Origin of the sequence: Arthrobacter sp. 24S4-2 (assembly GCF_005280255.1) — a bacterium.
GTDB lineage: Bacteria > Actinomycetota > Actinomycetes > Actinomycetales > Micrococcaceae > Arthrobacter.
The window spans coordinates 1783166-1809140 of record NZ_CP040018.1 but is presented as its reverse complement, the minus strand read 5'-3'; the positions used below and the strand labels follow the sequence as shown (position 1 = coordinate 1809140).

The 25975-nt window shown below is 66.0% G+C and carries 21 protein-coding genes and 4 pseudogenes; 4 read left to right on the top strand and 21 right to left on the bottom strand.

What is annotated here, in order from left to right; translation table 11 throughout:
* Nucleotides 1-396 precede the first annotated feature (396 nt).
* Nucleotides 397-1146, top strand: coding sequence for a transcriptional repressor LexA (lexA, locus tag FCN77_RS08295; RefSeq protein WP_137321886.1), 750 nt, complete (start codon nucleotides 397-399; stop codon nucleotides 1144-1146).
* A 109-nt stretch (nucleotides 1147-1255) separates the two neighbouring features.
* Here the strand turns inward: lexA and FCN77_RS08290 are convergent, their stop codons facing one another.
* Together FCN77_RS08290 and hflX are read right to left on the bottom strand one after the other, a co-directional pair.
* Nucleotides 1256-3331 (bottom strand): ATP-dependent DNA helicase, encoded by a 2076-nt coding sequence (locus FCN77_RS08290; RefSeq protein ID WP_137321885.1) that lies wholly within the window; start codon nucleotides 3329-3331, stop codon nucleotides 1256-1258.
* Entirely contained in the window at nucleotides 3324-4892 is a 1569-nt protein-coding gene (gene hflX / locus FCN77_RS08285; RefSeq protein WP_137321884.1) for a GTPase HflX, read from the bottom strand. Before hflX ends, FCN77_RS08290 begins: the two co-directional genes overlap by 8 nt.
* A 532-nt stretch (nucleotides 4893-5424) precedes the next feature.
* Here hflX and FCN77_RS08280 point away from each other — a divergent pair.
* A complete protein-coding gene (locus tag FCN77_RS08280; RefSeq protein WP_137321883.1) occupies nucleotides 5425-6039 on the top strand; it encodes a class I SAM-dependent methyltransferase in 615 nt (204 codons plus the stop codon).
* On the opposite strand, the pseudogene dapF reads toward FCN77_RS08280, so the two are convergent.
* The 6 genes and pseudogenes from dapF to FCN77_RS08250 all read right to left on the bottom strand — a co-directional run bounded on the left by dapF (nucleotide 6020) and on the right by FCN77_RS08250 (nucleotide 11700).
* Nucleotides 6020-6963, bottom strand: a pseudogene (gene dapF / locus FCN77_RS08275) (diaminopimelate epimerase). The gene FCN77_RS08280 and the pseudogene dapF overlap by 20 nt on opposite strands.
* Before the next feature lie 76 nt (nucleotides 6964-7039).
* Nucleotides 7040-7918, bottom strand: a complete 879-nt coding sequence (miaA, locus tag FCN77_RS08270; RefSeq protein ID WP_254679004.1) for a tRNA (adenosine(37)-N6)-dimethylallyltransferase MiaA — start codon at nucleotides 7916-7918, stop codon at nucleotides 7040-7042.
* Nucleotides 7919-7999: 81 nt separating this feature from the next.
* Nucleotides 8000-9580: a tRNA (N6-isopentenyl adenosine(37)-C2)-methylthiotransferase MiaB gene (gene miaB, locus FCN77_RS08265; RefSeq protein ID WP_175417187.1), complete on the bottom strand. Its 1581-nt coding sequence runs from the start codon at nucleotides 9578-9580 to the stop codon at nucleotides 8000-8002.
* Between the two features lie 3 nt (nucleotides 9581-9583).
* A complete protein-coding gene (locus tag FCN77_RS08260) occupies nucleotides 9584-10087 on the bottom strand; it encodes a regulatory protein RecX (RefSeq protein ID WP_137321881.1) in 504 nt (167 codons plus the stop codon).
* A gap of 151 nt (nucleotides 10088-10238) precedes the next feature.
* Entirely contained in the window at nucleotides 10239-11294 is a 1056-nt protein-coding gene (recA, locus tag FCN77_RS08255; protein ID WP_055798340.1) for a recombinase RecA, read from the bottom strand.
* 208 nt (nucleotides 11295-11502) lie between these two features.
* A complete protein-coding gene (locus tag FCN77_RS08250; protein ID WP_254678905.1) occupies nucleotides 11503-11700 on the bottom strand; it encodes a DUF3046 domain-containing protein in 198 nt (65 codons plus the stop codon).
* 68 nt (nucleotides 11701-11768) lie between these two features.
* Here FCN77_RS08250 and FCN77_RS08245 point away from each other — a divergent pair, with 68 nt between their 5' ends.
* Nucleotides 11769-12278, top strand: a complete 510-nt coding sequence (locus FCN77_RS08245; protein WP_137321879.1) for a MarR family winged helix-turn-helix transcriptional regulator — start codon at nucleotides 11769-11771, stop codon at nucleotides 12276-12278.
* Nucleotides 12279-12402: 124 nt separating this feature from the next.
* Here FCN77_RS08245 and FCN77_RS08240 read toward each other — a convergent pair whose 3' ends face one another.
* From FCN77_RS08240 to FCN77_RS08210, 7 genes and pseudogenes are all read right to left on the bottom strand, one after another.
* A complete protein-coding gene (locus FCN77_RS08240; protein WP_137321878.1) occupies nucleotides 12403-12855 on the bottom strand; it encodes a helix-turn-helix domain-containing protein in 453 nt (150 codons plus the stop codon).
* 140 nt (nucleotides 12856-12995) lie between these two features.
* Complete coding sequence (locus FCN77_RS08235) at nucleotides 12996-13490, bottom strand: CinA family protein (protein ID WP_137321877.1); 495 nt, start codon at nucleotides 13488-13490, stop codon at nucleotides 12996-12998.
* Nucleotides 13487-14128 (bottom strand): CDP-diacylglycerol--glycerol-3-phosphate 3-phosphatidyltransferase, encoded by a 642-nt coding sequence (pgsA, locus tag FCN77_RS08230; protein ID WP_137321876.1) that lies wholly within the window; start codon nucleotides 14126-14128, stop codon nucleotides 13487-13489. The genes FCN77_RS08235 and pgsA overlap by 4 nt, the downstream gene beginning before the upstream one ends.
* A 9-nt stretch (nucleotides 14129-14137) precedes the next feature.
* A pseudogene (locus tag FCN77_RS08225) lies at nucleotides 14138-17070 on the bottom strand (DNA translocase FtsK 4TM domain-containing protein).
* Nucleotides 17071-17283: 213 nt separating this feature from the next.
* Complete coding sequence (locus tag FCN77_RS08220) at nucleotides 17284-18975, bottom strand: ribonuclease J (RefSeq protein WP_137321875.1); 1692 nt, start codon at nucleotides 18973-18975, stop codon at nucleotides 17284-17286.
* Nucleotides 18976-19016: 41 nt separating this feature from the next.
* Nucleotides 19017-19925, bottom strand: coding sequence for a 4-hydroxy-tetrahydrodipicolinate synthase (gene dapA, locus FCN77_RS08215; protein WP_137321874.1), 909 nt, complete (start codon nucleotides 19923-19925; stop codon nucleotides 19017-19019).
* 79 nt (nucleotides 19926-20004) lie between these two features.
* Nucleotides 20005-20418, bottom strand: coding sequence for a hypothetical protein (locus FCN77_RS08210; RefSeq protein WP_254678904.1), 414 nt, complete (start codon nucleotides 20416-20418; stop codon nucleotides 20005-20007).
* A 67-nt stretch (nucleotides 20419-20485) separates the two neighbouring features.
* Between FCN77_RS08210 and FCN77_RS08205 the strand changes: the two are divergent.
* Nucleotides 20486-21720 (top strand): annotated as a pseudogene (locus FCN77_RS08205) (heparan-alpha-glucosaminide N-acetyltransferase domain-containing protein).
* 47 nt (nucleotides 21721-21767) lie between these two features.
* Here FCN77_RS08205 and FCN77_RS08200 read toward each other — a convergent pair.
* The 6 genes and pseudogenes from FCN77_RS08200 to glp form a co-directional block, all read right to left on the bottom strand.
* The gene (locus FCN77_RS08200; RefSeq protein ID WP_137321873.1) at nucleotides 21768-22271 is read right to left on the bottom strand and encodes a hypothetical protein; all 504 of its coding nucleotides are present in this window, start codon (nucleotides 22269-22271) and stop codon (nucleotides 21768-21770) included.
* Between the two features lie 5 nt (nucleotides 22272-22276).
* Nucleotides 22277-23035 carry a 4-hydroxy-tetrahydrodipicolinate reductase gene (dapB, locus tag FCN77_RS08195; RefSeq protein WP_137321872.1) on the bottom strand — a complete coding sequence of 253 codons (759 nt, stop codon included), beginning with the start codon at nucleotides 23033-23035 and terminating at the stop codon, nucleotides 22277-22279.
* Nucleotides 23036-23130: 95 nt separating this feature from the next.
* Complete coding sequence (locus FCN77_RS08190) at nucleotides 23131-23676, bottom strand: molybdenum cofactor biosynthesis protein MoaE (RefSeq protein WP_254678903.1); 546 nt, start codon at nucleotides 23674-23676, stop codon at nucleotides 23131-23133.
* Complete coding sequence (locus FCN77_RS08185; protein WP_137321871.1) at nucleotides 23666-24190, bottom strand: MogA/MoaB family molybdenum cofactor biosynthesis protein; 525 nt, start codon at nucleotides 24188-24190, stop codon at nucleotides 23666-23668. The genes FCN77_RS08190 and FCN77_RS08185 overlap by 11 nt, the downstream gene beginning before the upstream one ends.
* Nucleotides 24187-24681, bottom strand: coding sequence for a cyclic pyranopterin monophosphate synthase MoaC (moaC, locus tag FCN77_RS08180; RefSeq protein WP_137321870.1), 495 nt, complete (start codon nucleotides 24679-24681; stop codon nucleotides 24187-24189). Before moaC ends, FCN77_RS08185 begins: the two co-directional genes overlap by 4 nt.
* Nucleotides 24669-25939, bottom strand: a pseudogene (gene glp, locus FCN77_RS08175) (gephyrin-like molybdotransferase Glp). The gene moaC and the pseudogene glp overlap by 13 nt, the downstream one beginning before the upstream one ends.
* Between the last annotated feature and the right edge of the window lie 36 nt (nucleotides 25940-25975).

Genomic DNA, 25975 nt, shown 5'->3' with positions numbered 1-25975 from the left:
CATGGCTGGTCCGGCCATCGGCGGTGGAACGCTGGCCTGCTGAACCGTGAATAGCGCTTATTGTTGACATGAACTGAGCCCTCCTGGACCTGACTTTGCCGCCCGGCATGTTCCTCAAGATGTCGTCCGCCCCGGCCCGGTCTTCGAACATAGGGCCGAATGGAGCTGGAGACTAGAACACATATTCGAACTTTGCTGGTTCTGTTCTAGCACTTATTAACGAACATTGTCGAGACTCACTAGAACAAATGTTTGAAAAAGGTGTGTGGCTGGCCTACGTTTGAGCTACAGATCAACCACTTCTGCAGTTGATCAGCAGGGTCTGACATTTTCAGGCCGGAAGTTCCCGGCAGCTGCAGCCACGGAGGCCGGGTGGAACGAAAGGCGTTGGCGAACATGGCAGCACAAGCCACCGGCGGCAGGGCTACGCAGCGGAGCCAGCAATCACCAGCGAAGCCCAAGGGCCTCACGGTGCGGCAGAAGAAGATTCTGGAAACCATCCAGCGCTCGGTCAATGACAACGGCTATCCGCCGTCGATGCGCGAAATCGGCGACACCGTGGGCCTGGCCAGCCTCTCCAGCGTCACGCATCAGCTCTCGCAGCTTGAGAAGCTCGGCTACCTTCGCCGCGACCCCAAACGTCCCCGTGCCATGGAAGTGCTCATGCCGCTGACCCTGGATGAGGGGTCCGCCAAGATCTCCGGCGTCGAGAAGCCGGCCCGGCTGCGCACCGTGGGCGGACTCACAATTTCCGAACTGGCCACAGCGACGGATACCGCGATGGTCCCGCTGGTGGGCCGGATCGCTGCAGGCGGCCCCATCTTGGCCGATCAGATGGTGGAGGACGTCATGCCCCTCCCCCGGCAGCTCGTTGGCCACGGCGAGCTCTTCATGCTGAAGGTGACCGGAGATTCCATGATCGATGCCGCCATCTGCGACGGCGACTGGGTGGTGGTCCGCCGGCAAAGCGATGCCGTCAACGGCGACATCGTGGCCGCCCTGCTTGATGATGAAGCGACCGTCAAGACGTTCCGCCAGCGTGACGGCCACACCTGGCTGCTTCCGCAGAACACCCAGTACGAGCCCATTCTGGGCGATCACGCCAACATCATGGGCAAGGTCGTGTCGGTGCTCCGCTCGCTCTAACCGGCCTCACGCCTCCCTACCCGCCCGGCTCACGCCAGGCACGGACGGCAGTACCGCAGCCGGCGCGAGGCGCGGGAAGGGTTCAGCCGGCGCGAGGCGCGGGAAGGGTTCAGCCGGCGGCCGCGGCTGCCGCCGGCGCCTTGGCCAGCCGCGCCAGCGCCGCAACCGCGATCGCCGGGTCCGTGGTGGGCCAGAAAGGCGGCAGGGCGGCCCGCAGGAAGCCCCCGTAGCGTTCCGTGGACAGCCGGGAGTCAAGTACAGCCACAACGCCCTTGTCCCCCGTAGAGCGGATCAGGCGCCCCGCCCCCTGGGCAAGCCGGATCGCCGCATGCGTGGCCGACACCGACATGAAGCCGTTGCCGCCCGCCTGGGCCACCGCCCGGGAACGGGCAGTCATGAGGGGATCATCCGGCCGGGGGAACGGGATCCGGTCGATGACCACCAGCCGGCACGAGCCGCCGGGCACGTCGACACCCTGCCAGAGCGACATGGTGCCGAAAAGGCAGGTGTCCGGTTCGTCGGCGAACTGGCGAACCAGGGCCGTCATGGTCGATTCGCCCTGGCAGAGAATACTGAGATCCAGGCGCGGCCGCATGGCTTCTGCGGCTTCCTCCGCGGCCCGCCGGGAGGAAAAGAGGCAGAGTGCCCCGCCCCCGGATGCCCGGATCAGCTTCTCGAGTTCGTCGAGCGCCTCCGGGGATGTTCCGCGGCCCGGTTTGGGCAGATGGCTGGCAACGTAGAGGATCCCTTGTTTGGGGTAGTCGAACGGGGATCCGACGTCGATGCCGGTCCAGCTGGGCGCGCCGGGTCCCACGAGCCCCAGCCCTCCCGCTGCCGGCTCAAAAGCCGAACCAATCGCTAGGGTTGCCGAGGTGAGGACCACGGTGTGGCCCGCGAACAGCCCGTCGCGGAGTTTTCCGGCGACACTCAGCGGGGCGATGTTGATCAGTGCCGGCGCGCCGTCGTCCGGCTGCGAGTAGCCCTGCTGCGGATCAAAGGTGCTGGCCCGCGAAAACCACACCACTTCCCGGTTGTCGCGGGCCGCGATCAGGCGTTCACACAGCTCCAGGATGACCATGAGGCGTGACCGCGCGAGCTGCCGCCCGCCGTCGGCCGTTCCTGAGCTGTCCCCCTTTGAATCCGACAGGGCCGCGCGGCAGGCTTCGCGCAGCTGGTCCACGCAGTCGAGCTGCTCGTCGTTCAGGCCGTTGGGCAACAGCCCGCTGGGGGCACCGGCGATGGCCAGTTCGAGGTTCGCCGCGGCGTTGCTTAGTGCATCAACCGTGATGCCGGTATGTTTGCGTGCGCCCGAAGCGGCGGCGTGGACCATGGCCACGGACAGCTGGCCGGAAACTGCTCCCGTCACCCTGTCCTGCAGCTCATGGGCCTCGTCAACCACCACGACGTCGTACTCCGGCAGGACTGCCAGGCCTTCGAAGGCGCTGACGGCGAGCATAGCGTGGTTGGTGACCACAACATCGGCATCGGCGGCGTCCTGCCGGGCAAGCTCGCTAAAGCACTCCGCGGCCATGGGGCATTTCTGCGCCCCCAGGCATTCCATGGAGGTGACCGAGACCTGCCGCCAGGCGCGGTCCGTCACGCCGGGCATAAGTTCGTCCCGGTCCCCGCTGGCCGTCTTCTCGGCCCATTCGCGGAGCCGCACCACTTCCTTGCCCAGCTGGGATGCCGGGCCGCCCATGGCTGCGGCGAAGTGCGGGACGCTGGTGTCCTCGCCGAGGGAAAAGAGCTGGCCTTCGGAGGGCTCCTCCGAAGGAAAGCCGCCCTCGAGCTTGTGGCGGCAGACGTAGTTGGACCTGCCCTTGACCAGGGCGACCTTGACGGGACGGTCCAGCGCCGGAGTGATTGTCTCCAGCAGCCGGGGAAGGTCCCTGCCCACGATCTGCGTCTGCAGGGCCAGGGTGGCCGTTGACACGAGGGTGGGTTTGTCGCTGACCAGGGAATGGGCGATCAGCGGAATCAGGTACGCGAGGGACTTTCCGGTGCCGGTTCCGGCCTGGACCAGCAGGTGGTCGCCGCTGTCGATAGCGCGCGCCACCTGCCGGGCCATTTCGTGCTGGCCGCTGCGGCTCTGTCCGCCCATGCCGGAAACCGCGCGGTCGAGCAGTTCGATGACAAACTGCTCGCCGGCCGAGCCGCTGGTCTCACCAGCCCCTGGATCAGACATTGCTGATGAAGGATTCCAGTTCAGAGGCGAGCCCCTCGCGCACCATGACGAGGGCACGCGTGCCCTCTTCCTCATGCTCGAGGCGGAGGATTTCGGCATCCGCCTCATGGAGTTTGCTGATCAGGTCCCCGCGGTTGTACGGAATCAGCAGTTCCATCTTGACGCTGGGCCGGGGAATGGATTCGCTGATCGCCTTCAGGAGTTCGGCGATGCCCTGCCCGGTGCGGGCAGACACCACAACATGGCGGGGTTCGCGCTGCTTGAGGCGTTCCACCACAAAGGGATCCGCGGCGTCGGCCTTGTTCAGCACGATGATTTCCGGAACCTTGCGCGCGTCCACTTCGCTGAACACGGAACGGACCGCGGCGATCTGTCCTTCCGGATCAGGATGCGAGACGTCCACCACGTGCAGGATCAGGTCCGCGTCGGCCACTTCCTCCAGGGTGGAGCGGAAGGCTTCCACCAGCTGGGTCGGAAGCGAGCGGACAAACCCCACGGTGTCGGCGAGGGTGTATCCCAGGCCGTCGGCGGTTTCCGCCTTGCGGACTGTGGGGTCCAGCGTCGCGAACAGGGCGTTCTCCACGAGGACTCCGGCGTCGGTCAGCCGGTTCAGGAGCGAGGACTTTCCGGCGTTGGTATAACCGGCGATGGCAACCGAAGGCACGGAATTACGACGGCGGTTGGCCCGCTTCGTTTCGCGCGCGGGCTTCATTGCGGCAATTTCACGCCGCAGTTTGGCCATCCGGGTGCGGATCCTGCGCCTGTCCAGCTCGATCTTGGTTTCACCGGGGCCACGGGAGCCCATGCCGGCACCCGCGCCGCCCACCTGGCCACCGGCCTGGCGGGACATGGATTCGCCCCAGCCGCGCAGGCGCGGGAGCAGGTACTCGAGCTGCGCGAGCTCTACTTGCGCCTTGCCTTCGCGGCTCTTGGCGTGCTGCGCGAAAATGTCGAGGATCAGGGCGGTCCGGTCAATAACCTTGACCTTCACGATGTCTTCGAGTCCGCGCCGCTGGGACGGTGCCAGCTCGGCGTCAACCACCACGGTGTCAGCGCCGGTGGACATCACGATGTCCTTGAGCTCCTGTGCCTTGCCGGAACCGAGGAAGGTGCCCGGGTCAGGCTTCGCGCGGCGCTGGACCATGCCGTCCAGCACTTCCGAACCGGCTGTCTCCGCGAGTGCGGCGAGTTCGCGAAGCGAGTTCTCGGCGTCGGCAAGGGTGCCTTCGGTCCAGAGACCGGCGAGGACAACGCGTTCGAGGCGCAACTGCCGGTATTCAACCTCGGTGACGTCCTCAAGCTCCGTGGAGAGCCCGGCGGTGCGACGCAGGGCACGGCGTTCTTCCAAGTCCTGCTGGTCGCCGTCGAAGATGCTGTGTTCGCTGTCCTGGCGGGAAATCGCCTGGGCCGATCCGAGGACGCCCCGGGGATCTTCCGGAGCGGATTTGGCAACGTGGGCCGGGACATCCTTGGACAGAATCCGGTCGATGACAGCCTGGATTTCCTCAGGGCTCATGTCCTGGGAGGCTGAATCTGATCCGGTGTTGGGCTGGTTGGTCATGTTCTCCTTTGAAGATTCGACATCTTCAGAATAATGCTGATTGCTTGACTGCGGCGCGGTATTCGCGCTGGGCTGACGACTATTGGTCATTCGGGCTCCTGGGATGCCGGCGCTGGCGGAGGCCCCGCTGGCGCCGGTACGGGCGTTGAACGCAAGTGACGGACTGCAGGGCAGGCATCTCTTCGTGGAATGGTGACGTCGGTGACACCGGTAGGCTCATTGACCGCATCCTATGGATGGGCACTGTCAGCGAGTGGATGCTGCCCGTCAATGAGCAGGATCCAGGCGTTGGGACGGTTCAGATGGTCAGCACTGCTGGACTCCAAGTAGTTCGGGCGGAGCACCCGGCCAGGCAATAACGGCGGGGTGGCGCACGGAGCGGAAGGTGAATACCTGCGTCGCTGCGGGACGGGCAAAGGCCCGGGCCGGCTACTCAAAGATCAAGAACATGGATTAAAGATTAGCAGATCGGTTTCCCCGCCCCGTTCCCCGCGTTTCCCATCCGCGCGCGGGACAACTAATCTGGCGAGTTATGGAGTCTGCACACTATTTCAGCGCCCAGCCAGCCGGGCCGTTCACCCGCAAACCGCTAACCGTGGAGCTTGCCGGTGAAACCCGACGGCTGCAGACCTCCAGCGGCATCTTCAGCCCGGACGGCATTGACAAGGGAACTGCCGTGCTGCTGGCCGACGTTCCGGCCCCTTCGCCGCAGGGCAACCTGCTGGACATCGGCTGCGGATGGGGACCGATCGCCCTGACGATGGCGCTCCGTGCTCCCCACGCCCAGGTTTACGCCGTGGACGTGAATGAGCGTTGTGTGGCGCTGACGAATGAGAACGCCGGCCTGCTGGGGCTGAGCAACGTCACCGCCAGCCTGCCCGACGGCGTTGATCCCGGGCTCCGGTTCGACACGATCTGGTCCAATCCCCCGATCCGGATTGGCAAGGACGAGCTTCACTCCCTGCTGCTGCTGTGGCTGCCTCGCCTTGCGCCGGGCGGCTCGGCCTGGCTGGTGGTCCAGAAGAACCTGGGTTCCGATTCATTGCAGCGCTGGCTGGCGGGCGAACTGGACAAGAGCTTCACCGTTACCCGGGAAAGCACATCCAAGTCGTTCAGGATCCTTCGGGTCAGGAAAGCTTCCCGCTAGCCACGATCACGGCAGGGCCGCTGAGTTCCACGTGTTCGTGGCCCTCGGGCCCGGCAAAGAATTTAACGCCGACGACGCCGCCGGGCACCTTGACGTCCCAGGCGTCGGGGCGCCCTGGCCGGCCCAGTGGCGGATAGCCACCGCGGCGGCGCAGGCTCCGGTGCCGCAGGACTGGGTCTCCCCTACACCGCGTTCGTGGACGCGCATGGTGACCGTGCCGACGCCGTCGTGGACCAGCGGCTCGGACGGGACGACGAACTCGACGTTGGTGCCGTTGGCGGGCTTTGGGTCGACGTCGGGCGCCTTGAAAAGCTGCGTGGCCTCAAGTTCGCTGAGCTCCGCCAGGGCCACCACAGTGTGCGGGTTCCCCATGCTAACGGACAGCGCCGGTCGGGGCACCTCCAGGCCGTCAGCGGTCACGAGTGAGTCCATGGCCCGCGCGGTGGCTTCGCCGGGGAAGATGAATTCCCACGGGCCCATGTCCACGGCGTAGCCGTTTTCTGTGCGCACCACGGTCTTGACGCCGCCGCGGGTGCAGATGACCAGCGACTCGCCGGCACCGAGCCGGACCAGTCCCTCGGCGACCAGGAAGTGGACGAAGACGCGCACGCCATTCCCGCACATTTCGGATAGGGAGCCGTCACCGTTGCGGTAGTCCATGAACCACTCGGCGTCGGGATGCACGGCCTGGAGCTCGCGGCCTTCGGGGAGGTAGCGCGACGGCACGGCCCGGATCAGGCCGTCACCGCCGATGCCCCGGTGGCGGTCGCAAAGTTCCGCGACCTGTTCGGGGGTAATGGGCCACGTGCCTGCGGGGTCGGCGACAAGCACAAAATCGTTGCCGGTACCGTGGCCCTTGGAGAACGCCAGGCCGCTCAGACTCTGGAGTGCGCGGTCTGAGGCGGGTGCAAGGGTTTCGTCCATGGTTCAAGGTTACAGTCACGGCAGGACGGGCCGGAAAACCGGCTGCCGCGAACGGCTGCGGCGACGGAGCCGGTGATCACCGGCAGAGTCCCACGGATTTGGCCACGAGGTCCGGGTCCTGCCAGTCCAGCCACGTGATGCGGGGATCCGCCCTGAACCAGGTGAGCTGCCGGCGGGCGAATTTTCTCGTCGCCACGATGGTGTCCTCCGTGGCCTGGTCCGCATCCCATTCGCCGTCGAGGACCTTCAGGAACTGTGAATAGCCCAGCGCCCGGGCGGCGGTTTTGCCCTCGCGCAAACCGGCGGCGTCGAGCCGCTGCACTTCGTCCTGGAGACCGTTGGCCACCATGCCATGAACGCGGCGGGCGAGCCTGTCCTTGAGAAGCTGCCGGTCCACCTCGAGCCCGATCTGCACTGCCGGCTGGAAGTACTCCCTGGCAGGCATGAAGGAACTGAACGGGCGGCCCGTCAGTTCGAAGACCTCCAGTGCGCGGACAACCCGGCGGGCGTCGCCCAGGCGTGCGGCTGAGACCGGGTCCGCGGCCTCCAGGCGGGTGCGCAACGGGGCCAGCCCGGCGTCGGCGAGCTGCGCTTCCAGACGGCGCCGGATGTCCGGATCCGTGCCGGGAAACTCCAGAACGTCCAAGGCGGCCCGGACGTACAGTCCGGACCCGCCGACGAGGATGGCGCGTTTGCCGCGGCCGTGGATATCAGCAATTGCAGCTCGCGCCTCCCGCTGGAAATCGGAGACACTGGCTTCTTCGGTCACGTCGAGGGTGTCCAGCAAATGGTGCGGGACTCCCCTGCGCTCCGCCGGGGTGATCTTGGCCGTGCCGATATCCATGCCGCGGTAGAACTGCATGGCGTCCGCATTGACTACTTCGCCGTCCAATTGCAGCGCCAGGGCCACGGCCAGGTCTGATTTGCCGGACCCGGTGGGCCCCACCACCGCCACGACCGAGGGCTGCTGGACGTCGCTTCCGCCGGTGACCGGAAGTGGCGTTTCCGGTGCGGTCTGCTGGGGGTTGCGCACGGACTAGCTGCGGCGGACGGGGAGCGCCGGCATGCCGAGAGACACGCCGCTCTTACCGGCGCTCCTACCGGCGCCTGCGCCGGGCACCGGGGCTCCGCAGGAGTCTGCCTGGGACCTGTCCCAGGCGTCGCCGGCACGCGAACGGCGCAGGACGTAGTCCGCCGCCGACGCCGGATCCGCGACCAGGTGGAAGGCGGCTGCTTCGGTGATGGTGACCGTCACGAGGTCGCCGGGCCGTGGCGTTTCCGCGCCCTGGGGGACGGAGAAATGCACCAGCCGCTGGTCTTGCGACCGGCCCGACAGCCGGTGTGTTTCCTCCGCTTTGCGGCCCGCCTGCGCCGTGACCAGGACTTCCACACGCCGGCCGAGCTGGCGGGCGTTCTCCTCAGCCGCGATCCGGTCCTGCAGCGCAGTCAGGCGCTCAAAGCGTTCCTGGACCACGGCCTTGGGGAGCTGGTCCGGCAGGTCCGCGGCCGGCGTGCCAGGGCGCTTGGAGTACTGGAAGGTGAAGGCCGTGGCGAACCGGGACTTCTCGACGACGTCAAGTGTGGCCTGGAAGTCCTCTTCGGTTTCGCCAGGGAAGCCCACGATGATGTCCGTGGAGATGGCCGCGTGCGGAATGCGTTCCCGGACCTTGTCCAGGATGCCCAGGAACTTGGTGGAGCGGTAGGAACGCTTCATGTCCTTGAGCACTTTGTCAGAGCCTGACTGCAGCGGCATGTGGAGCTGCGGCATCACGTTCGGGGTTTCGGCCATGGCGTCGATAACGTCGTCAGTGAACGCTGCGGGGTGCGGGCTGGTGAACCGGACCCGCTCAAGCCCTTCGATTTCGCCGCAGGCCCGCAGCAGTTTGGAGAAGGCCTGCCGGTCGCCGAATTCCACGCCGTAGGAGTTCACGTTCTGGCCGAGCAGTGTGACTTCGATGGCGCCGTCATCGACGAGTGCCTGGATTTCGGCGAGGATGTCGCCAGGGCGGCGGTCCTTCTCCTTGCCGCGCAGGGCGGGAACGATGCAGAACGTGCAGGTGTTGTTGCAACCCACGGAGATTGATACCCAGCCTGAGTAAACAGAGTCACGCTTGGTGGGGAGGGTGGACGGGAAGACGTCCAAGGACTCCAGGATTTCAAGTTGTGCTTCATTGTTGTGCCGGGCACGGTCCAGGAGCGCAGGCAAAGCCCCGACGTTGTGCGTGCCGAAGACGGCATCCACCCAGGGCGCCTTTTTCAGGATGGTTTCGCGGTCCTTCTGCGCCAGGCAACCCCCCACCGCGATCTGCATGCCGGGGTTGGCTGCCTTGACCGGCGCCAGCATCCCGAGGTTGCCGTACAGCTTGTTGTCGGCGTTCTCCCGGACGGCGCACGTGTTGAACACCACCACGTCGGCGTGCTCACCGGTCGCCGGGACGTACCCGGCGTCTTCCAGCATCCCGGCCATGCGCTCGGAATCGTGTACGTTCATCTGGCAGCCGAAGGTCCGCACCTGGTAGGTGCGGTGCTCGTCGGCCGCAGGCACAGAAGCAGCCACCGTTTCGGTGCTGGACGAAGTGCTGGTGCCGGATGCTGGGGAGGGAATGGTCAAACTCACGTGTTAAGGGTACCGGCACAGGAATTCCGTTGCCGCACGTTCACCGGTAGCGGCATCGAGGACTTCCCCTACGATGCGGAAGGCCTGCGACGGCTGGTATCCCTTGCGGGCCAGCATGGACGCGAGCCGGCGCGTGACTTTGTCCCGCTCGGAGCGGTCCGTGAGGTCTGCTGTGCCTTTGAGCTTGCGTTGGACCAGTTCACGGGCGGCAGACTCCTCCGCTTCGTCGCTGAGCTGTTCCAAGGCCTGTGCCGCAATGTCGGCGTCGATTCCCTTGTCCGCAAGCTCCCGCCGCAACGCGCCTTTGGCGAGCTTCCGGGTCTGGGACCTGCTCCGAACCCACATGTCTGCGAACTCGGCATCGTCCACGAGCCGGACTTCCTCGAACCTGTCCAGCACGGCTTCAGCCACGTCCTCCGGAACATTGCGTTCGGCGAGCTTGCGGGCCAACTGCAGCCTGCTCTTGGGCGAGCTGGTGAGCTGCCGAAGCACGATAGCCCGGGCCACGGAGGCCGGATCCGGTTCAGTGTCCTGTTCGGCCTGCGGGTGCAGGGAAGCCTGGGCCCCGTCAGTGAAGCCCGTATCCTGGCCTGCCTGGCCGAACGCAGCCGGGCCAGATTTCCGGGAGGGGAAACCTGGCCCGCTTAGCCGGTTTCCCCTAGAAGCCGTCAACGGCCTTGAGCTTCGGTGACGCTTCCTTTTCAGCCTCGGCGGGCTTGACGCCGACGCCGAGCTTCTCCTTGATGAGGCGCTCCAGTTCCGCGGCCAGCTCCGGGTTGTCGCGCAGGAAGCGCCGCGAGTTCTCCATGCCCTGGCCCAGCTGGTCACCGTCGTAGGTGAACCAGGAACCGGACTTCTTGATCAGGCCATGCTCCACGCCCATGTCGATGATGCCGCCCTCACGGGAGATGCCCTGGCCATAAATGATGTCGAATTCGGCGATCTTGAAGGGCGGGGCCATCTTGTTCTTGACGATCTTCGCCTTGGTGCGGTTGCCCACGGAATCGGCGCCCTCTTTGAGGGTCTGGATCCGGCGGACATCGATGCGGATGGACGCGTAGAACTTCAGGGCTTTACCACCGGTAGTGGTTTCGGGGGATCCGAAGAACACACCGATCTTTTCGCGCAGCTGGTTGATGAAGATGGCGGTGGTCTTGGTCTGGCTCAGGCGTCCGGTGATCTTTCGGAGCGCCTGACTCATGAGGCGGGCCTGCAGACCTACGTGGCTGTCGCCCATGTCGCCTTCGATTTCCGCACGGGGCACCAGTGCGGCGACGGAGTCGATGACGATGACATCGAGGGACCCCGAGCCGATCAGCATGTCCATGATTTCCAGGGCCTGCTCGCCGGTGTCCGGCTGTGACACCAGGAGGGCGTCCGTATCGACACCCAGCTTGGCGGCGTATTCCGGATCCAGGGCGTGCTCGGCGTCGATGAACGCAGCGATTCCACCCAGGCGCTGGGCATTCGCCACAGCGTGAAGCGCGACGGTGGTCTTACCCGACGATTCCGGTCCGTAGATTTCCACGACACGGCCGCGCGGCAGGCCGCCAATTCCCAGCGCGACGTCCAGGGCGATGGAGCCGGTGGGAATCACTTCAATGGGGGCCCGCACTTCGTCGCCCAGCCGCATGACGGAGCCTTTGCCGAACTGCTTGTCAATCTGTGCAAGCGCTGCGTCGAGCGCCTTCTGACGATCCGGGGCTGCCGCCATGGTTCACACCTCTAATTTTCTCGCTGTGGAGTGGCCTGAGCGGCCCTATATCTGTCATCACCGACGCTAACGGCACCCACCGACATTCTTGCCGGATGACATTGCGTATGTGGAAAACGGTCTGAAAAAAGCATAGCCCTACCCGAACAGATATTCGAACAACCGCCCGGCGTGTCAGGCGGGGCCCGGCGTGTCAGAGCGCCTCGGATCAGTTCCGGGAGGGTTTAACGTCCCTGCCAAGCCGGCGTTCGGCCGGAACGTCCTGCACATCGCACATCGCCAGCCAGACCTGCCGCGGCGGAACTCCTGCTGCCAGCGCCTGGTCCGCGGTGCGGCTGCCGACGCCTGCCAGTACCAGCGAGCTGCTGAGCACGCGGGAGTACCCCGCTCCGAACTCATCGTCCATTAGCCGCCAAAAGTCGCTGATTCTCACCGATAAAGTCTCTCACGCCCGTGGCCAATAGAATGGTTGCCATGAGCAACCCAGCCGTGGAACCCGAGGCTTCAGGAACCACCGAAAACAGCGTCGACGCGGCCTTGCGGACCGTGGAGCACCAGATCAGCCTGTTCTGGCGCCGCGGCCGTTCCATTTCCCAGCAGCTGTCGCGGCAGGTTCACCCTGATATGGAGCCCGCCGCGTACGGTCTCCTGACTGTTATCCGCCGCGAGGGGCCCATCAGGCTCACGGAACTGGCATCCTGCATCGGCGTGGGTAAGCCCTCGGTCAGCCGTCAGATCGCTTTCCTGGAGAGCATCGGCCTGGTGTCCAAGGAAGCCGACCCCCTCGATGGCCGTGCCCAGACCATCCGGCTGACGGCCAAAGGCGAGGAGAAGATGCACCAGGTACAGGATGCCCGGCGCGAGGTTTTTCGTGAACGGCTGGGCGAATGGCCGGTGGAAGAGCTGCAGACACTGGCCGCCTATATGGCGAAGCTCAACTCGACCTACGAACGGGACGGCTTCCCGAAGGACGAAGCCAAATAGCTTCGGGACCCGAATCACGAAATGCCCCAGGGGCTGTGAAAAGTCCCGGCGACACGAAAGGCCCCCGGCTGCGCCGGAGGCCTTTCGTGTGAGTCTGGAACGACTTAGTCCTGACGAATGCGGGTCAGCGGGCGCCCGAGAGCAGTCCCTTGGCCAGTTCGTCAGAAAGTTCGGTGTTGAGTTCGCGGTCAAGATCGCGGCCGTAACGCTGCGAGAATTCCTGCGGAATGGTGTCCGGAACAGCTACGCCCTCAGCGACAGCAACGCGGTCGCTGACTTCGCGGAGCATGCTGGACAGCGGAACGTCCAGGGCCGAGCAGATCGAAGACAGCAGCTCCGAAGAGGCTTCCTTCTGGCCGCGCTCCACTTCACTGAGGTATCCCAGGGAAACCCGGGCACTGTGTGAAACTTCGCGGAGGGTTCGGCCCTGACGCTGGCGAACGTCGCGCAGAACATCACCGATTTCGTGACGAAGTACTACCATCTTGCGCTCCTTCTGTTCGCTCTTTGCCTGATCGGCGAGGCCCACATCCTTCCAGCGGACAACGCCGTTCACGGATACGGGCTGCTTTACCATCTGTATCGCCTTGCTCCCTCGTACGTCAGGTCCGCCGTCATCAGGCGAACCATAATTATTTACTCATCCTAGGCGCCTCCATTGTTCGGAAGCGACACAATGTAACAACTATTAGGAATCAAATTTTGTTCCCGGCAACTTTACGCCGGGTAAGCCTCGGAAGATAGTGCTTCAAGGAGCCGTTCCAAGGCAGCCGCACAAGCCTGCCCGCGGATGTCGGCACGGTTCCCTTCGAAAACGTAACCGAACGACGTCGTGCCCGCCGCTGTGGCAATGCCAACAAACACGGTCCCTACTGCTTTCCCGCCGTGCGGTTCCGGGCCGGCGACGCCGGTTGTCGACACTCCGATGTCGGCCCCGCAGACCCTTCGTGCTCCCGCTGCCATCGCTTCTGCAACGGCGCCTTCGACGGATCCGACGGCGTCCAACAGCTCCCGGGGCACGTCCAGGACGTCGGCCTTGACCGAATTCTGGTAGGAAACGACGCCGCCCTGCAGCATGTCCGACGCGCCGGGCGTGTCGGCAAGTACGGCCGTCACCATGCCCGCCGTCAGCGATTCGGCGGTGGCGACGGTCACTCCCCGGGCGATGGCTCCGGTAACGGCCTGTTCGGCGGTGCGGTGCAGATTGCTCACGGCATTTCTCCTTGAACGCGCTGGCTGGCGGCACGCCGTCCGCTCGCCCGCAGCTTGAGTGCTTCAACAACATACTGGACACCGGTCCAGACGGTGATGGCGACGGCGGCGAGCATCACCAGCAAGGCCACCACACCAAGCCACGGTGCCAGCGACGCGAGCGGGACCACATACAGCAGGATCGCAACGGTCTGCACAACGGTCTTCAGTTTTCCGCCGCGCGACGCCGCGATGACGCCGTACCGGATGACGAAGAACCGGAGTGCGGTGATCCCCCATTCGCGGACCAGGATCAGGATGGTGATCCACCACGGCAGTTCGCTGAGGAGGGAGAGCATCACCAGGGCAGAGCCCGTTAGCAGTTTGTCGGCGATGGGGTCGGCAATCTTGCCGAAGTCGGTGATGAGCCCGCGGCTGCGGGCGATGTCGCCGTCGAGCTTGTCGGTGTAGATCGCGACGGCGAACGTCAGTGCCGCAGCCCAGCGCCAGATCCCGTTCTGGCTGGTGAGCCCCGGGGCGTCCGCGAGGAGGAACCAGACGAAGAACGGCACCAGAACAATCCGCAGCATCGTCAGGATGTTCGGAAGGTTCCAGATCCCGGAGGCGGAGCCTGAGCTGTTGGCTTCAGTGCTAGTCACCCTCCTAGGCTACCGTCCGGTGAGCGACCAGGCGTCCTCGGAGCCCTCTTCGTCGTCGCCGTATCCCCCGAGCCGCCGTCGGCGCCGTCGAAGTACTCAACTTTCTGTGTCCGGTTCTCCAGGTCCGCGGCAACCAGGTCCTCGGCGTAACCGCCTTGGGCGATGTTCGCGTTGGCGTTGTCGCTCAGCGCCGCAGTCTGCGAATCCGGCGCGGCGGGGGCATCCTGGCCCTTCATGGCTGCCAGAACCGCAGCCAGGTCATCCGGCTTCACCAGCACGTCGCGTGCCTTGGACCCCTCCGACGGCCCCACCACTCCCCTGGACTCGAGCAGGTCCATGAGCCGGCCCGCCTTGGCGAAGCCGACGCGCAGCTTGCGCTGGAGCATGGATGTCGAGCCGAACTGGGTGGTGACCACCAGTTCGGTGGCCTGCAGCAGGACTTCGAGGTCGTCCCCGATGTCGTCGTCGATCTGCTTCTTTTGCGCCTCCGGGGCGACGTCGTCACGGTAGACAGCCTTGAGCTGCCCCTTGACGTGCTCGACCACCTTGTGGATTTCGGACTCGGTGACCCAGGCACCCTGGACGCGCATGGCCTTTGAGGCGCCCATGGGCAGGAAGAGCGCGTCACCCTGGCCGATGAGCTTTTCCGCTCCTGGCTGGTCCAGGACCACGCGGGAGTCGGTCACGGAGGAGGTCGCGAACGCCATCCGGGACGGGACGTTGGCCTTGATCAGGCCGGTGACGACGTCAACGGAGGGGCGCTGGGTGGCCAGGACCAGGTGGATGCCGGCGGCGCGGGCGAGCTGGGTGATGCGGACAATGGAATCTTCGACGTCGCGCGGGGCCACCATCATGAGGTCGGCGAGTTCGTCGACAATCACCAGCAGGTACGGGTAGGGGCGGATGACCCGCTTCGAATCAACGGGCGGATGGACCTTGCCGGCCCGGACAGCCTTGTTGAAATCGTCGATGTGCTTGAACCCGTAGTTGGCGAGGTCGTCGTAGCGGGCGTCCATTTCCCGGACCACCCACTGCAGGGCCTCTGCTGCCTTCTTGGGGTTGGTGATGATGGGCGTGATCAGGTGCGGGACACCTTCGTACGCTGTGAGTTCCACGCGCTTGGGGTCCACCATGACCATGCGGACCTCGTCCGGGGTGGCACGCATCAGGATGGACGTGATCATGGAGTTCACGAACGAGGACTTACCGGCGCCGGTGGCACCGGCCACGAGCAGGTGGGGCATCTTGGCCAGGTTGGCCACCACGTAGCCGCCCTCGACGTCCTTGCCGACGCCCATCACCATGGGGTGGTCGGTCCGGCGGGCATTCTGACTGCGAAGCACATCGCCGAGGGAGACCGTCTCGCGGTCCGTGTTGGGGATCTCGATGCCGATGGCGGACTTGCCGGGAATCGGGCTCAGGATGCGGACGTCGCTCGAGGCAACGGCGTAGGAGATGTTCTTGGACAGCGCCGTGACGCGTTCCACCTTGGTGCCCGCGGATAGCTCAATCTCGTAGCGGGTCACGGTGGGCCCGCGGCTGAAGCCGGTGACCTGCGCGTCGACGTTGAACTGGTTCAGCGTGTCCGTCAGGGAGGCCACGATGGCGTCGTTGGCCTCGGTGCGCTCCTTCGGGATGGAGCCGGGTGCCAGGACGTCCGACGGCGGCAGCGTGTACGTGACGTCGCCGGCAAGCGAAAGCTGCTCCGTGCGTTGCGGAATCGGCGTGGGCAGCGGTGCCGGGGCGACGGGGCGTGAGGGAACCTGCGCAGCCGCGGCTGCGGCGGCGGTTGCTGCTGCAGTTCCGGCGGCGGCGTTCAGGGATCCGGCGGCGACCATGCCCGGGGTGACGAGCGGAATGGCCTCGGTGGCGTTATCCCCGTGGAGGTCCTGTCCCTTGGTGCCGAGACCCTGGGCGGCCTTGATTTTCCCGACGGCGATTTCGGCCTGCGTGGGCCGCCGGACGCCGGGCGCCGGCCGGGCGCCCTTGCCGCCCTTGGCGTTTTCCGCCGCCTCGTCGTCGTCGATGACGGCGTGCTCGAAGGCTTCGTCTCCCACATAGCCTTCGAGGCGGGGATCGGTGTCCTGGTCCTTGCCAAAGAGGCGGCCGCGCCTCTTCTTTTTCGGCTCCGCCTCGGCTGCATTTTCGTAGAGGTAGCTGCGGTCGTGTTCGTCGCCGGGCTCCTGCAGGTCGATGCCCATGAGGTGCTCGTAGGCGTCCCTGATGCGCCGGGGAATCGCCCCGAAGGGAGTGGCGGTAACAATCAGGAGGGACGTGAAGGCAAGCAGCGCGTAAACGGCCACCGGCACGGCGGTGTGCAGTGCAGCGAGCGGCGATGCGGCCAGGAAGCCGAGCATCCCGCCGGCCTGGCGCAGTCCGTCAAAACCGTCTTCAACCGTGGGCTGGCCGCCAATGACGTGGGCCAGGCCGCAGCCGGCAAAGGTCATGATGAGGAATCCGATGCCGATTCTGTTGTTCCCGCGCCCGTCCGAGGGCTGGCGGAACAGCCGGAAGGCGCAGACGAAGAGCATGAGCGGCAGCAGCAGGGACATCCACCCGAAGGTCCCGTTGACGATCGCAAAAACAGTGTCGGGGAACCAGCCCTTGAAGCCCCACCAGGCGAAGGTGGCGACGAAGACGCCGAGGGCCAGGTTGAACAGGGCAGCACCGTCCCGGCGGTCCTCGGGGGCGAGGTCGCTGACGTCAGAGCCGATCCGGCGAACGCCGGCACCCACCACGTGGCCGATGCCCAGCCAGGCCCCTGCGGCTACGCGTACAAGCCACGGCTGCCGGGGTTCGACGGCGGCCAGCTGGCGCGTGCGGGCCGTGCCGGACGTGCCTCCGGTCCGGCTGGATTTGGACGCAGCGGGGCCCCTGCCCGCTGAGCTGCCTGACTTGCCGCTTGAGTTGCCCCTAGGCGCGGAGGAGGTACGTGTCGCCATACTCGCCACGGTACCGGATCAATGGCCAGAAACCGCGGATTTGCGGGGCGGCCGGGGATGCATGTTGCAGATGGGAGGGCCTGAAGGACGTGCTGCCGGGCGGGCTTCGCCCGGCTTGGGCCCGGCTTAAAAACAGCAGGGCCTCCACGCAGGACGGTGGCCCCAAGGCTCACCTTCCTGCGGGGATGGCCCCGCCAAGACATGTCCAGTCGCTTATGCCTCAAGCACGACCGGGATGATCATGGGCTTGCGGCGGAGTTTGCGGTTGACCCATGTGCCGACAACGCGCCGGACAACCTGCTGGAGCTGGTGGGTGGTGTGCTCCGTGTTGTTGAGGACGGCCTCTTCCAGCGCGGCGTTGATCTTGGGGATGATCTCATCGAACACCGAATCGTCTTCGGCGACGCCGCGGGCGTGGATCTCGGGCCCAGAGACCACCTTGCCGGTGGCGCGGTGGATCACGGTGATGATGGAGATGAAGCCTTCATCGCCGAGGGTCTGGCGGTCCTTCAGGTCAGCTTCGGTGACCTCGCCAACGCTGGAGCCGTCCACGTAGACAAAGCCAACCTCAACCTGGCCCACGACGTCCGCCTGGTGGTCGCGGAGGTCGATCACGGTGCCGTTGTCCGCCAGCAGGATGCTTTCGTCCGGCACACCCGACTCGAGGGCGATCTTGCCGTTGGCGATCAGGTGCCGGGTCTCGCCGTGCACCGGCATGGCATTGAGCGGTTCGAGGATGTTGTAGCAGTACAGCAGCTCCCCGGCGGCGGCGTGGCCGGACACGTGGACCTTGGCGTTGCCCTTGTGGATGACGTCGGCGCCGAGCTTCAGCAGGCCGTTGATGATGCGGAAAACCGCGTTCTCGTTACCCGGGATGAGGCTCGAGGCCAAGATGACGGTATCGCCCTTGCCCACGACAACGCGGTGGTCGCCGTTGGCCATCCGGGACAGGGCCGCCATCGGCTCGCCCTGGGAACCTGTGGACATAAGGACCACGCGGTTGTCCGGCAGGTTGTCGATGTTCTTGATGTCCACCACGATGCCGTCGGGCACGTCAAGGTAGCCGAGCTTTGCAGCGATGGCCATGTTGCGGACCATGGAGCGGCCCACGAAGGCAACCTTGCGGTTGTGGTTGGCCGCGGCGTCCAGGACCTGCTGCACGCGGTGGACGTGCGAGGAGAAGGACGCGACGATGATCCGCTTGCTGGCCTGCCCGAAGAGCCGGTCCAGGGTGGGGCCGATTTCCTTCTCGGCGGTGGTGAAGCCCGGGACATCGGCGTTCGTGGAATCCGACATGAACAGGTCAACGCCTTCTTCGCCCAGCTTGGCGAAGTGGCGCAGGTCAGTGATGCGGCCATCCAGCGGGAGCTGGTCCATCTTGAAGTCGCCGGTGTGCAGCACAGTTCCGCCCGCGGTGCGGATGAAAACGGCCAGGGCATCGGGAATCGAGTGGTTGACCGCAACGAACTCGGTTTCGAAGGGACCGAAGCGCTCCACCTGACCCTCCGTCACGGTGAGCGTGATGGGCTTGATCCGGTGTTCCTGCAGCTTGGCCTCGATGAGGGCAAGCGTGAGCTGGGACCCGACCAGGGGAATGTCGGCCCGCAGGCGCAGCAGGTACGGCACGGCACCGATGTGGTCCTCGTGGCCGTGGGTCAGGACGACGGCCACGATGTCATCCAGCCGGTTCTCAATGTAGGAGAAATCGGGCAGGATCAGGTCGACGCCGGGCTGGGTCTCTTCAGGGAAGAGGACGCCGCAGTCGACGATAAGCAGCTTGCCGTCGATTTCGAAGACGGCCATGTTGCGGCCGATCTCCCCCAGGCCGCCGAGCGGGACGATCCGCAGGGTCCCTTGGGGCAGTTTCGGTGGCGTGACAAGGCCGGGAAGGGCGGTTTGGGTCATAGTGCACTACTTTCCGGGCGGAACAGTGGGGTCTTTGCCGATTAGGAAAAGACCATTCCTGCTTCCGCCAAATCCTCGCGGATGATTGCGATCTCGGCTTCGTCCGGCTCCACGAGGGGCAAACGGACAACCGAGTTGGGCAGGACTCCCTGCCACTTAAGAATCTGCTTGGCCGCAACGGCCCCCTGTACGCGGGTCATCGTGGCCCGGATAACAGGTTCGAGTTCAAAATTGATTTTCCGGGCGGTGCCGAAGTCGTTCGCGTTGATGGCGTCGATCAGCTCGCGGAATCGGCGGGTGGCAACGTGGGTGGTGACGCCCACGAGCCCGACAGCGCCCAGCGCCATCCACTGCAGGGTCAGGCCGTCGTCGCCGGAGTAGAAGAGCAGGTCGGTCTCTGCCATGACGCGGGTGGCGGCAGCGAAATCAGCCTTGGCGTCCTTGACCGCGACGATGTTCGGGTGCTCCGCAAGCCGGATCATGGTATCCGGAGCAATCTGGATCGAGGAACGGCCGGGGATGTCGTAAAGCATCACGGGAACGTCGGTGGAGGAGGCAATGGCCTCAAAGTGGGCGCGCACGCCGGCCTGGCTGGGCTTGTTGTAGTACGGCGTGACGATCAAGAGGCCGTCGACGCCAACGTCGGCTGCCTGCCGGGAAAGATGCACGGAGTGTGCGGTGTCGTTGGTTCCGGTGCCGGCGATGATCGCGGCACGGCCGCCGACAGCTTCCTTCACAGCACGGAACATCCCCACGTTCTCCTCGTCGGCGAGGGTGGAGGTTTCGCCGGTGGTTCCAGTGACGACCAGGCCGTCGCAGCCGTCGTCGACAAGCTTCACGGCCAGTTCCGCCGCCTGCTGGTAGTCCACTTTGCCGTCCTCAGTGAACGGCGTGACCATGGCGGTCAGGAGGGTGCCAAAAGCAGGGATATTCGCGGAAGTTTCAGCCATAGGAAAAACGTTACCCTGTCCGTGCCTTGTTAGGACAATGGCGAAGGCGTGATGATCGTCAAATTCGGACCGTCAGGTGTCACTTCTCAGGGTGCGTTCCAGACGTAGGCGTACCGCAGGACCGGCTCACGGCGTCCTCCCGGAGCGACTCCGCCCATGAGGCGAGCCGCTGGGCTGCGCGGACATAGTGGAACAGCTCTACGGGGGTGAGCGCCTCAAGGTCGCACTCGGATAGCCTGCGCGCCAGTTCCGCTCCCGGTGGCTGTGCCGAGAGTGCCACTCCTTCGCTGCCCCACTGGACGTCCTCGGCCGGGTTTCCGGTCACCAGCTGCCGGAAGAGGTAATCGACCACGCCGGGGCTCATTGCCTTCAGCAGCCCCGTCGCCGCGGCCGGAGCCGGCCTGTCGGATCCCGGGCTGCGCGGCTGCGCCCTGCCCGCCGCCGATTTCGTTGTGCCGGCCACTGTTGCTCCGCGATCTGGTGCGTTGTTCATGACCCGATAGTATTCGAACATATATTCGAATACAAGGGGCGTCGGCCGGATATGAGACGATCGGCTTATGACCTCCCGTGGCACTGATTCACCCTCGAGGACCGCCAAAGGCACCACCAAGACGACCAGACTCACCGGAATTGACGCTGCCCGGGGGCTGGCCCTGCTCGGCATGATGGCCACCCACCTGCTTCCCACATTCGAAGCCGACGCGCAGTTGACGCCCACCTGGATCGGCCTCACCTTCTCCGGGCGGGCGGCGGCCCTGTTTGCCGTCCTGGCCGGCATCGGGCTGGCCCTGTCCACGGGAAAGCAGCGGCCGCCGGAAGGCCCGGAATTGTGGGCCGCACGCCGCGGGATCGCCCTCCGCGCCCTCGTGATCGCCGTCGTCGGACTCTTCCTCGGCGGGCTGGAAGTCAACGTCGCGGTGATCCTGGTCCACTACGCGGTGCTGTTCTTATGTGTCCTGCCGTTCATCGGCCTCAGCATTAGGCCGCTCTGCGCGCTGGCCGCCGGATGGGTGCTCGGTTCACCGGTCCTGGCGTTCCTGCTGCGGCCGTGGCTCCTGGCACCCTCACCGCCGCTGCAGCTGGGCCACAATCCAAACTGGGACGACCTTGCCACGCCCGGCCGCCTGCTCGGGGACGTCTTCCTGACCGGCTACTACCCTGTCCTGCAGTGGCTCAGCTATCTCCTGATCGGCCTGGTGATCGGCCGGCTGGCGCTGACGAAGACGACGGTGCAGGTCATGCTGCTGGCCGGGGGGCGGTGGTGGCCGTGTTCGCCAAATGGCTGGGCGAGCTGGCGATGGACCAGTGGGGCGGCAAGGAGGCCCTGCAGGCTCAGCTGGCTGACCCCCGCTACCCGCTGGACAGCCTGCTGCAGGTGAACCTTGCCGGCGTCGAACAATCGGGGTCCTTGTGGTGGCTGGCGGGCAGCGCACCGCATTCGGGCACGTCACTGGACCTGCTCCACACCTCGGCCTTCGCAGCCGCCGTGGTGGGAGCCTGCCTGCTGCTGGGGCGGCTGGGCGAATGGCTCAATCTTGACCTGCTGCTGCCGCTCCGCGGGGCCGGCGCCATGACACTCAGCCTGTACACGGCCCACGTGTGCCTGGTGGCTGCCATGTACCTGCAGCCGCTGCCCCTCGGCTGGACTGCGGAAGGCGTGTACGCCGCCCAGGCCCTCACCGCCGTCCTCATTGGCGGTTCGGTTGCGGCGCTCAACTGGCGCGGGCCGCTGGAGTGGGTGGCCCACGCCGCCAGCGAAGCGGGCCGGCACCGGCGGGCGGGAGTGCAGTAGGAACAGCGGGCACGGGTGCTTTCGGACGGCGCCCGCTGCAACACTGGTTACTGGGACGTGCGGCCGGTGCCCGGAGCGGCGTTGCTGTCGCGGAACAGTTTCAGGGCATCGCGCATCGCCGCGCGTGCCCGTTTGCGGTCGCCCGCGGCGTCGTATGCACAACTGAGCCTGAACCAGGATCGCCAGTCATCCGGCGCAGCCTCGGCCTCGGTCCGGTACTTCTCAAATTCGGCGTCGGCGGATTCCCGCACGATCCTCCCGGCGGGAGTGCGCTGCAGGTTATCCACCGGCAGCCCGCCTTCGGCTTCGAGGACCTTGGCCATCTGCTCCGTGCGGGCACCGAACAGCAGTTCACGGATAAGCGCCCAGGCTCCAATGATGGGGAGAACCAGATAGGCGGCCCCAATGGCCTTTGCCACCGGGTTCGCGTCCGTGAGGAGCAGGACCGACCGCTGGAAGGAAACCACCAAATAGAAGACCAGCAGCAGCGTCACCGCTCCGACCCAGATTTTGGTGCGGTTCTTCTTCAGGCCCGTTAGAACATTGCCCATAGCCGTCAGACTCCGAGGTCCAGGTAGCCGTCCAGGCCCACGGTCAGCCCGGGGTTGGACGTGACATTCCGGACTCCCAGCAGCACGCCGGGCATGAACGAGGCACGGTCGAAAGAGTCGTGCCGCAGCGTCAGCTGCTCCCCCGGGCCGCCGAGCAGGACTTCCTGGTGGGCCACGAGGCCGCGGAGCCGGACGCTGTGGACGCGGATGCCGTCAACGTCGCAGCCGCGGGCGCCGTCGAGTCCTGTGGTGGTGGCATCGGGACTGGCGCCAACCCCGGCGGCCGCGCGCTCGGCCGCGATCAGCTGCGCGGTCCGGACCGCCGTGCCCGACGGTGCATCAACCTTGTCCGGGTGGTGCAGTTCGATGACCTCCACGGATTCGAAGTATTTGGAGGCCTTCGCTGCAAACGCCGAGGCCAGCACGGAGCCGAGCGCGAAGTTGGGTGCGATCAGGACGCCTACGCCGGGATTCCGGCCAAGCAGTTCCTCAAGACCAGCGAGCCGGCCCGCGTCCCAGCCCGTGGTGCCGACGACGGCGTGCATACCATGTTCGACGGCGAAGCGGACGTTCGCTTCGGTGCTTTCGGGGACGGTCAGGTCCACCACAACCTGGGCTCCGGCGTCGACCAGCTGATCCAGGGAATCGCCCCGCCCAAGGGCCGCTACGAGCTTCATGTCGGCGGCCGCTTCAACGGCTTTCACGGCCTCGGCGCCCATGCGCCCGTTCGCGCCCAGGACGGCGACGGCAAGTTGTTCGGTCATGCACTTAACCCTACCGTCGGGCCGCCGCCCGAATGAACCGGTCCTGCAGGTTACCCGGGCTCCGTCCGCGGGATACCGGGCTCCGGCGCGGGAAGCTAGCCGTCGGCCCCTACCCATTCGACGGTCCCGTCGCTGAAGAACTGTTCCTTCCAGATGGGCACATGCGCCTTGATCCGGTCAACGAGCTCCGAGCACACTTCGAAGGCCTGGCCGCGGTGCGACGCGGACACCGCGCAAACCAGGGCGGGGTCGCCGATTTCCAGCATGCCCACCCGGTGTGCGGCCCAGATGCGAACCGGCTCGCTGCCGGAGGCGGCACCGACAGGGACAGCAACAGCGGCCCCGACGGCGTCGCCGGCGTGTTCAGCGACGAGCTGTGCCACGACGTCGGCCATTACCTGGTGTGCCGTGGGATGCGCACTGTAGCTGAGCCGCTCCACGGGCTTCCCGCCGTCGTGGTTCCGCACCACTCCGCTGAAGCTGACCACGGCGCCCGCCGTGTCCGATTCCACCGCGGCAATTGCCTGCGCCACGGAGATGGGTTCCGCGCTCAGCACCGCGTTCACAATCTCGAAGCCGGTTGCCGCACCGGTTGCGGGGCCGGTTTCAAGGCCATTTCCAAAACTGTTTTCAGTGCCCATGATCGCCCTCCAATTGGTCGCAAAGGTGACCGATGACCGGGTCCAGCACGCTGAGGCCGTCCATGACGCCCTTGGGTGATCCCGGAAGATTGACAATAAACGTCCGGCCGGCGGCGCCTGCGTGTCCGCGGCTCAGCATGGCCATGGGTGTCTTGGCCAGTCCGGCCTGCCTGATGCCCTCCATGATCCCTGGAATCTCGCGGTCCAGCAGGGGAACGGTCATTTCCGGCGTGAGGTCATCGGGGCTGAGCCCGGTTCCGCCGCTGGTGATGATCACCGCGGGCTGCTGCGTCAGCAGGGCGCGCAGCGCGGCCCCCACCGGTTCACCGTCGGGCACCACCATGGCCGGGAACGTTTCGAAGCCGTGCTCGGTGAGCCAGTCGATGATCACCGGGCCGGTTTCGTCCCGGTAGATGCCGGCCGCCGCCCGGTTGGAGGCAATCACGACGCCGGCCTTCCGCCCGGTGGCGTCGCCGTGGCGGTGCGGTTCGGCCTGCTGTCCAAAGCTGCTCATGCTGTCCAGTCCCCGCTCTTGCCGCCGCTTTTCGCCAGGACCCTGATGTCAGTCAGCACTCCGTGCTTGTCCACGGCCTTGATCATGTCGTACACGCTCAGGGCTGCCACCGACGCAGCCGTGAGCGCCTCCATTTCCACGCCGGTGACCCCGCGGGTCTTGACGGTGGCGAGGACCGTGACCGCGTCGTGGCCCAGTTCGAAGTCAACGGTGACCTTGGAGATGGGCAGCGGATGGCACAGCGGGATGAGGTCGGGGGTCTTTTTAGCCGCCATGATCCCGGCTACCCTGGCCACCGCCAGGGCATCGCCCTTGGGCAGCCCTCCGGAGCCCAGCAGTGCCAGGACTTCGGCAGTGGTGCGGACGGTGGCTGTGGCCGTGGCCTCGCGCGTGGTCTCTGCCTTGCCGGAAACATCAACCATCTGTGCTGTGCCGTCCCGGCGCAGATGCGTCAGGGCCGCAGCGTTGTCTTCAGTGTTCACAGCGTCCATACTTCCACTTCTGCGCCTGCGGCGAGCGCAGAAGTCCCCACCGGGACGTGGATCAGGGCGTTGGAATGGGCCAGTGCATGGATCAGATGGGAGCCCTCTCCGCCTTCCACCCGGACCGTGCCGTCCGGCAGGAGGGTGCCGCGGCGGAGCTGGTGCTTCCCTGCCGGCGACTCCAGCGGGCCGGCCAGCCTGGCCCGGACGGCCGGCCGCGGTTCCGGCGCTCCGAGGAGGGCGCTGAGGACGGGACGGAGGAAAAGCTCGAAGGAGACCAGGCAGCTGACCGGGTTCCCCGGAAACCCGACGAACGGCACGCCGTCGAACTTTCCGATTCCCTGCGGGCCGCCGGGCTGCATGGTCACGTGCAGGAACTCGACAGCGTGCCCGGCGGCAGCTTGCCGGACCACTTCGTAGGCGCCCTTGCTGACGCCACCGGTGGTGACGATCAGGTCCGCGTGCGGAGCGTGCTCCCTAAGGAGGGTTGTCAGCTCCTCCGGACTGTCCGTTGAAATCGCGGTCCGCAGGACTTCCAGCCCGGCCTGGCGCATGGCTGCTTCCAGGAGGGTGCCGTTGGCGTCGTAGATCTTGCCGGGTTCCAGCGGCCGGCCGGGCTCCACCACTTCGTCCCCCGTGGTGGCAAGGAGTACTTTCACCCGCCGGTGTACGGTGACTTCCGTGATGCCCAGGGCCGCCAGCAGTCCCAGCTGGCCCGGGCCCAGGAAGGTTCCGGCGGCGAGCGCCAGTTCCCCAGCCCGGATATCGCTGCCGGCGTGGCGGACGTAGGTTCCGGACTCCGTTGCCGGCAGCCGGACCGCTGCAGCCGTGCCGGGCTCCGGAAAGGAATCGGGCACCGCCCTCTCAATGGGTACGACGGCGTCCGCGCCCGGGGGATCATGGCCCCGGTCATGATGGGGGCGGCAGTGCCCGGTTCAAGCGCCGCCGCGGTGGCACCGGCTGGGATGGGGGCCACAACCGTGAGCTCCGCCCCGCCGTCGGGAAGATCCGGGCTGTGGACGGCAAAACCGTCCATCTGCGAGTTTGCGAAAGGCGGCAGGTTCATGGGGGCAAGGACATCCTCGGCCAGGCCGCGGCCCAGCGCATCGAGGAGTGGCAGCTGTTCAGTGCGGCCAGGGCTGCCGAGTCCCGCCAGGAGCTCCCGAACTGCGTCGCGGTGGGCCTCCACGGAGCGGGCCGGGTGGGCGCCGTCGGGATCGCTGCCGTGGCTTCCGCCGGTGACGTGCCTGTTGTCGGTGCGGTGCATGCGTTCCTTACCTCGGTCCGGGTGAACTGCGATTGG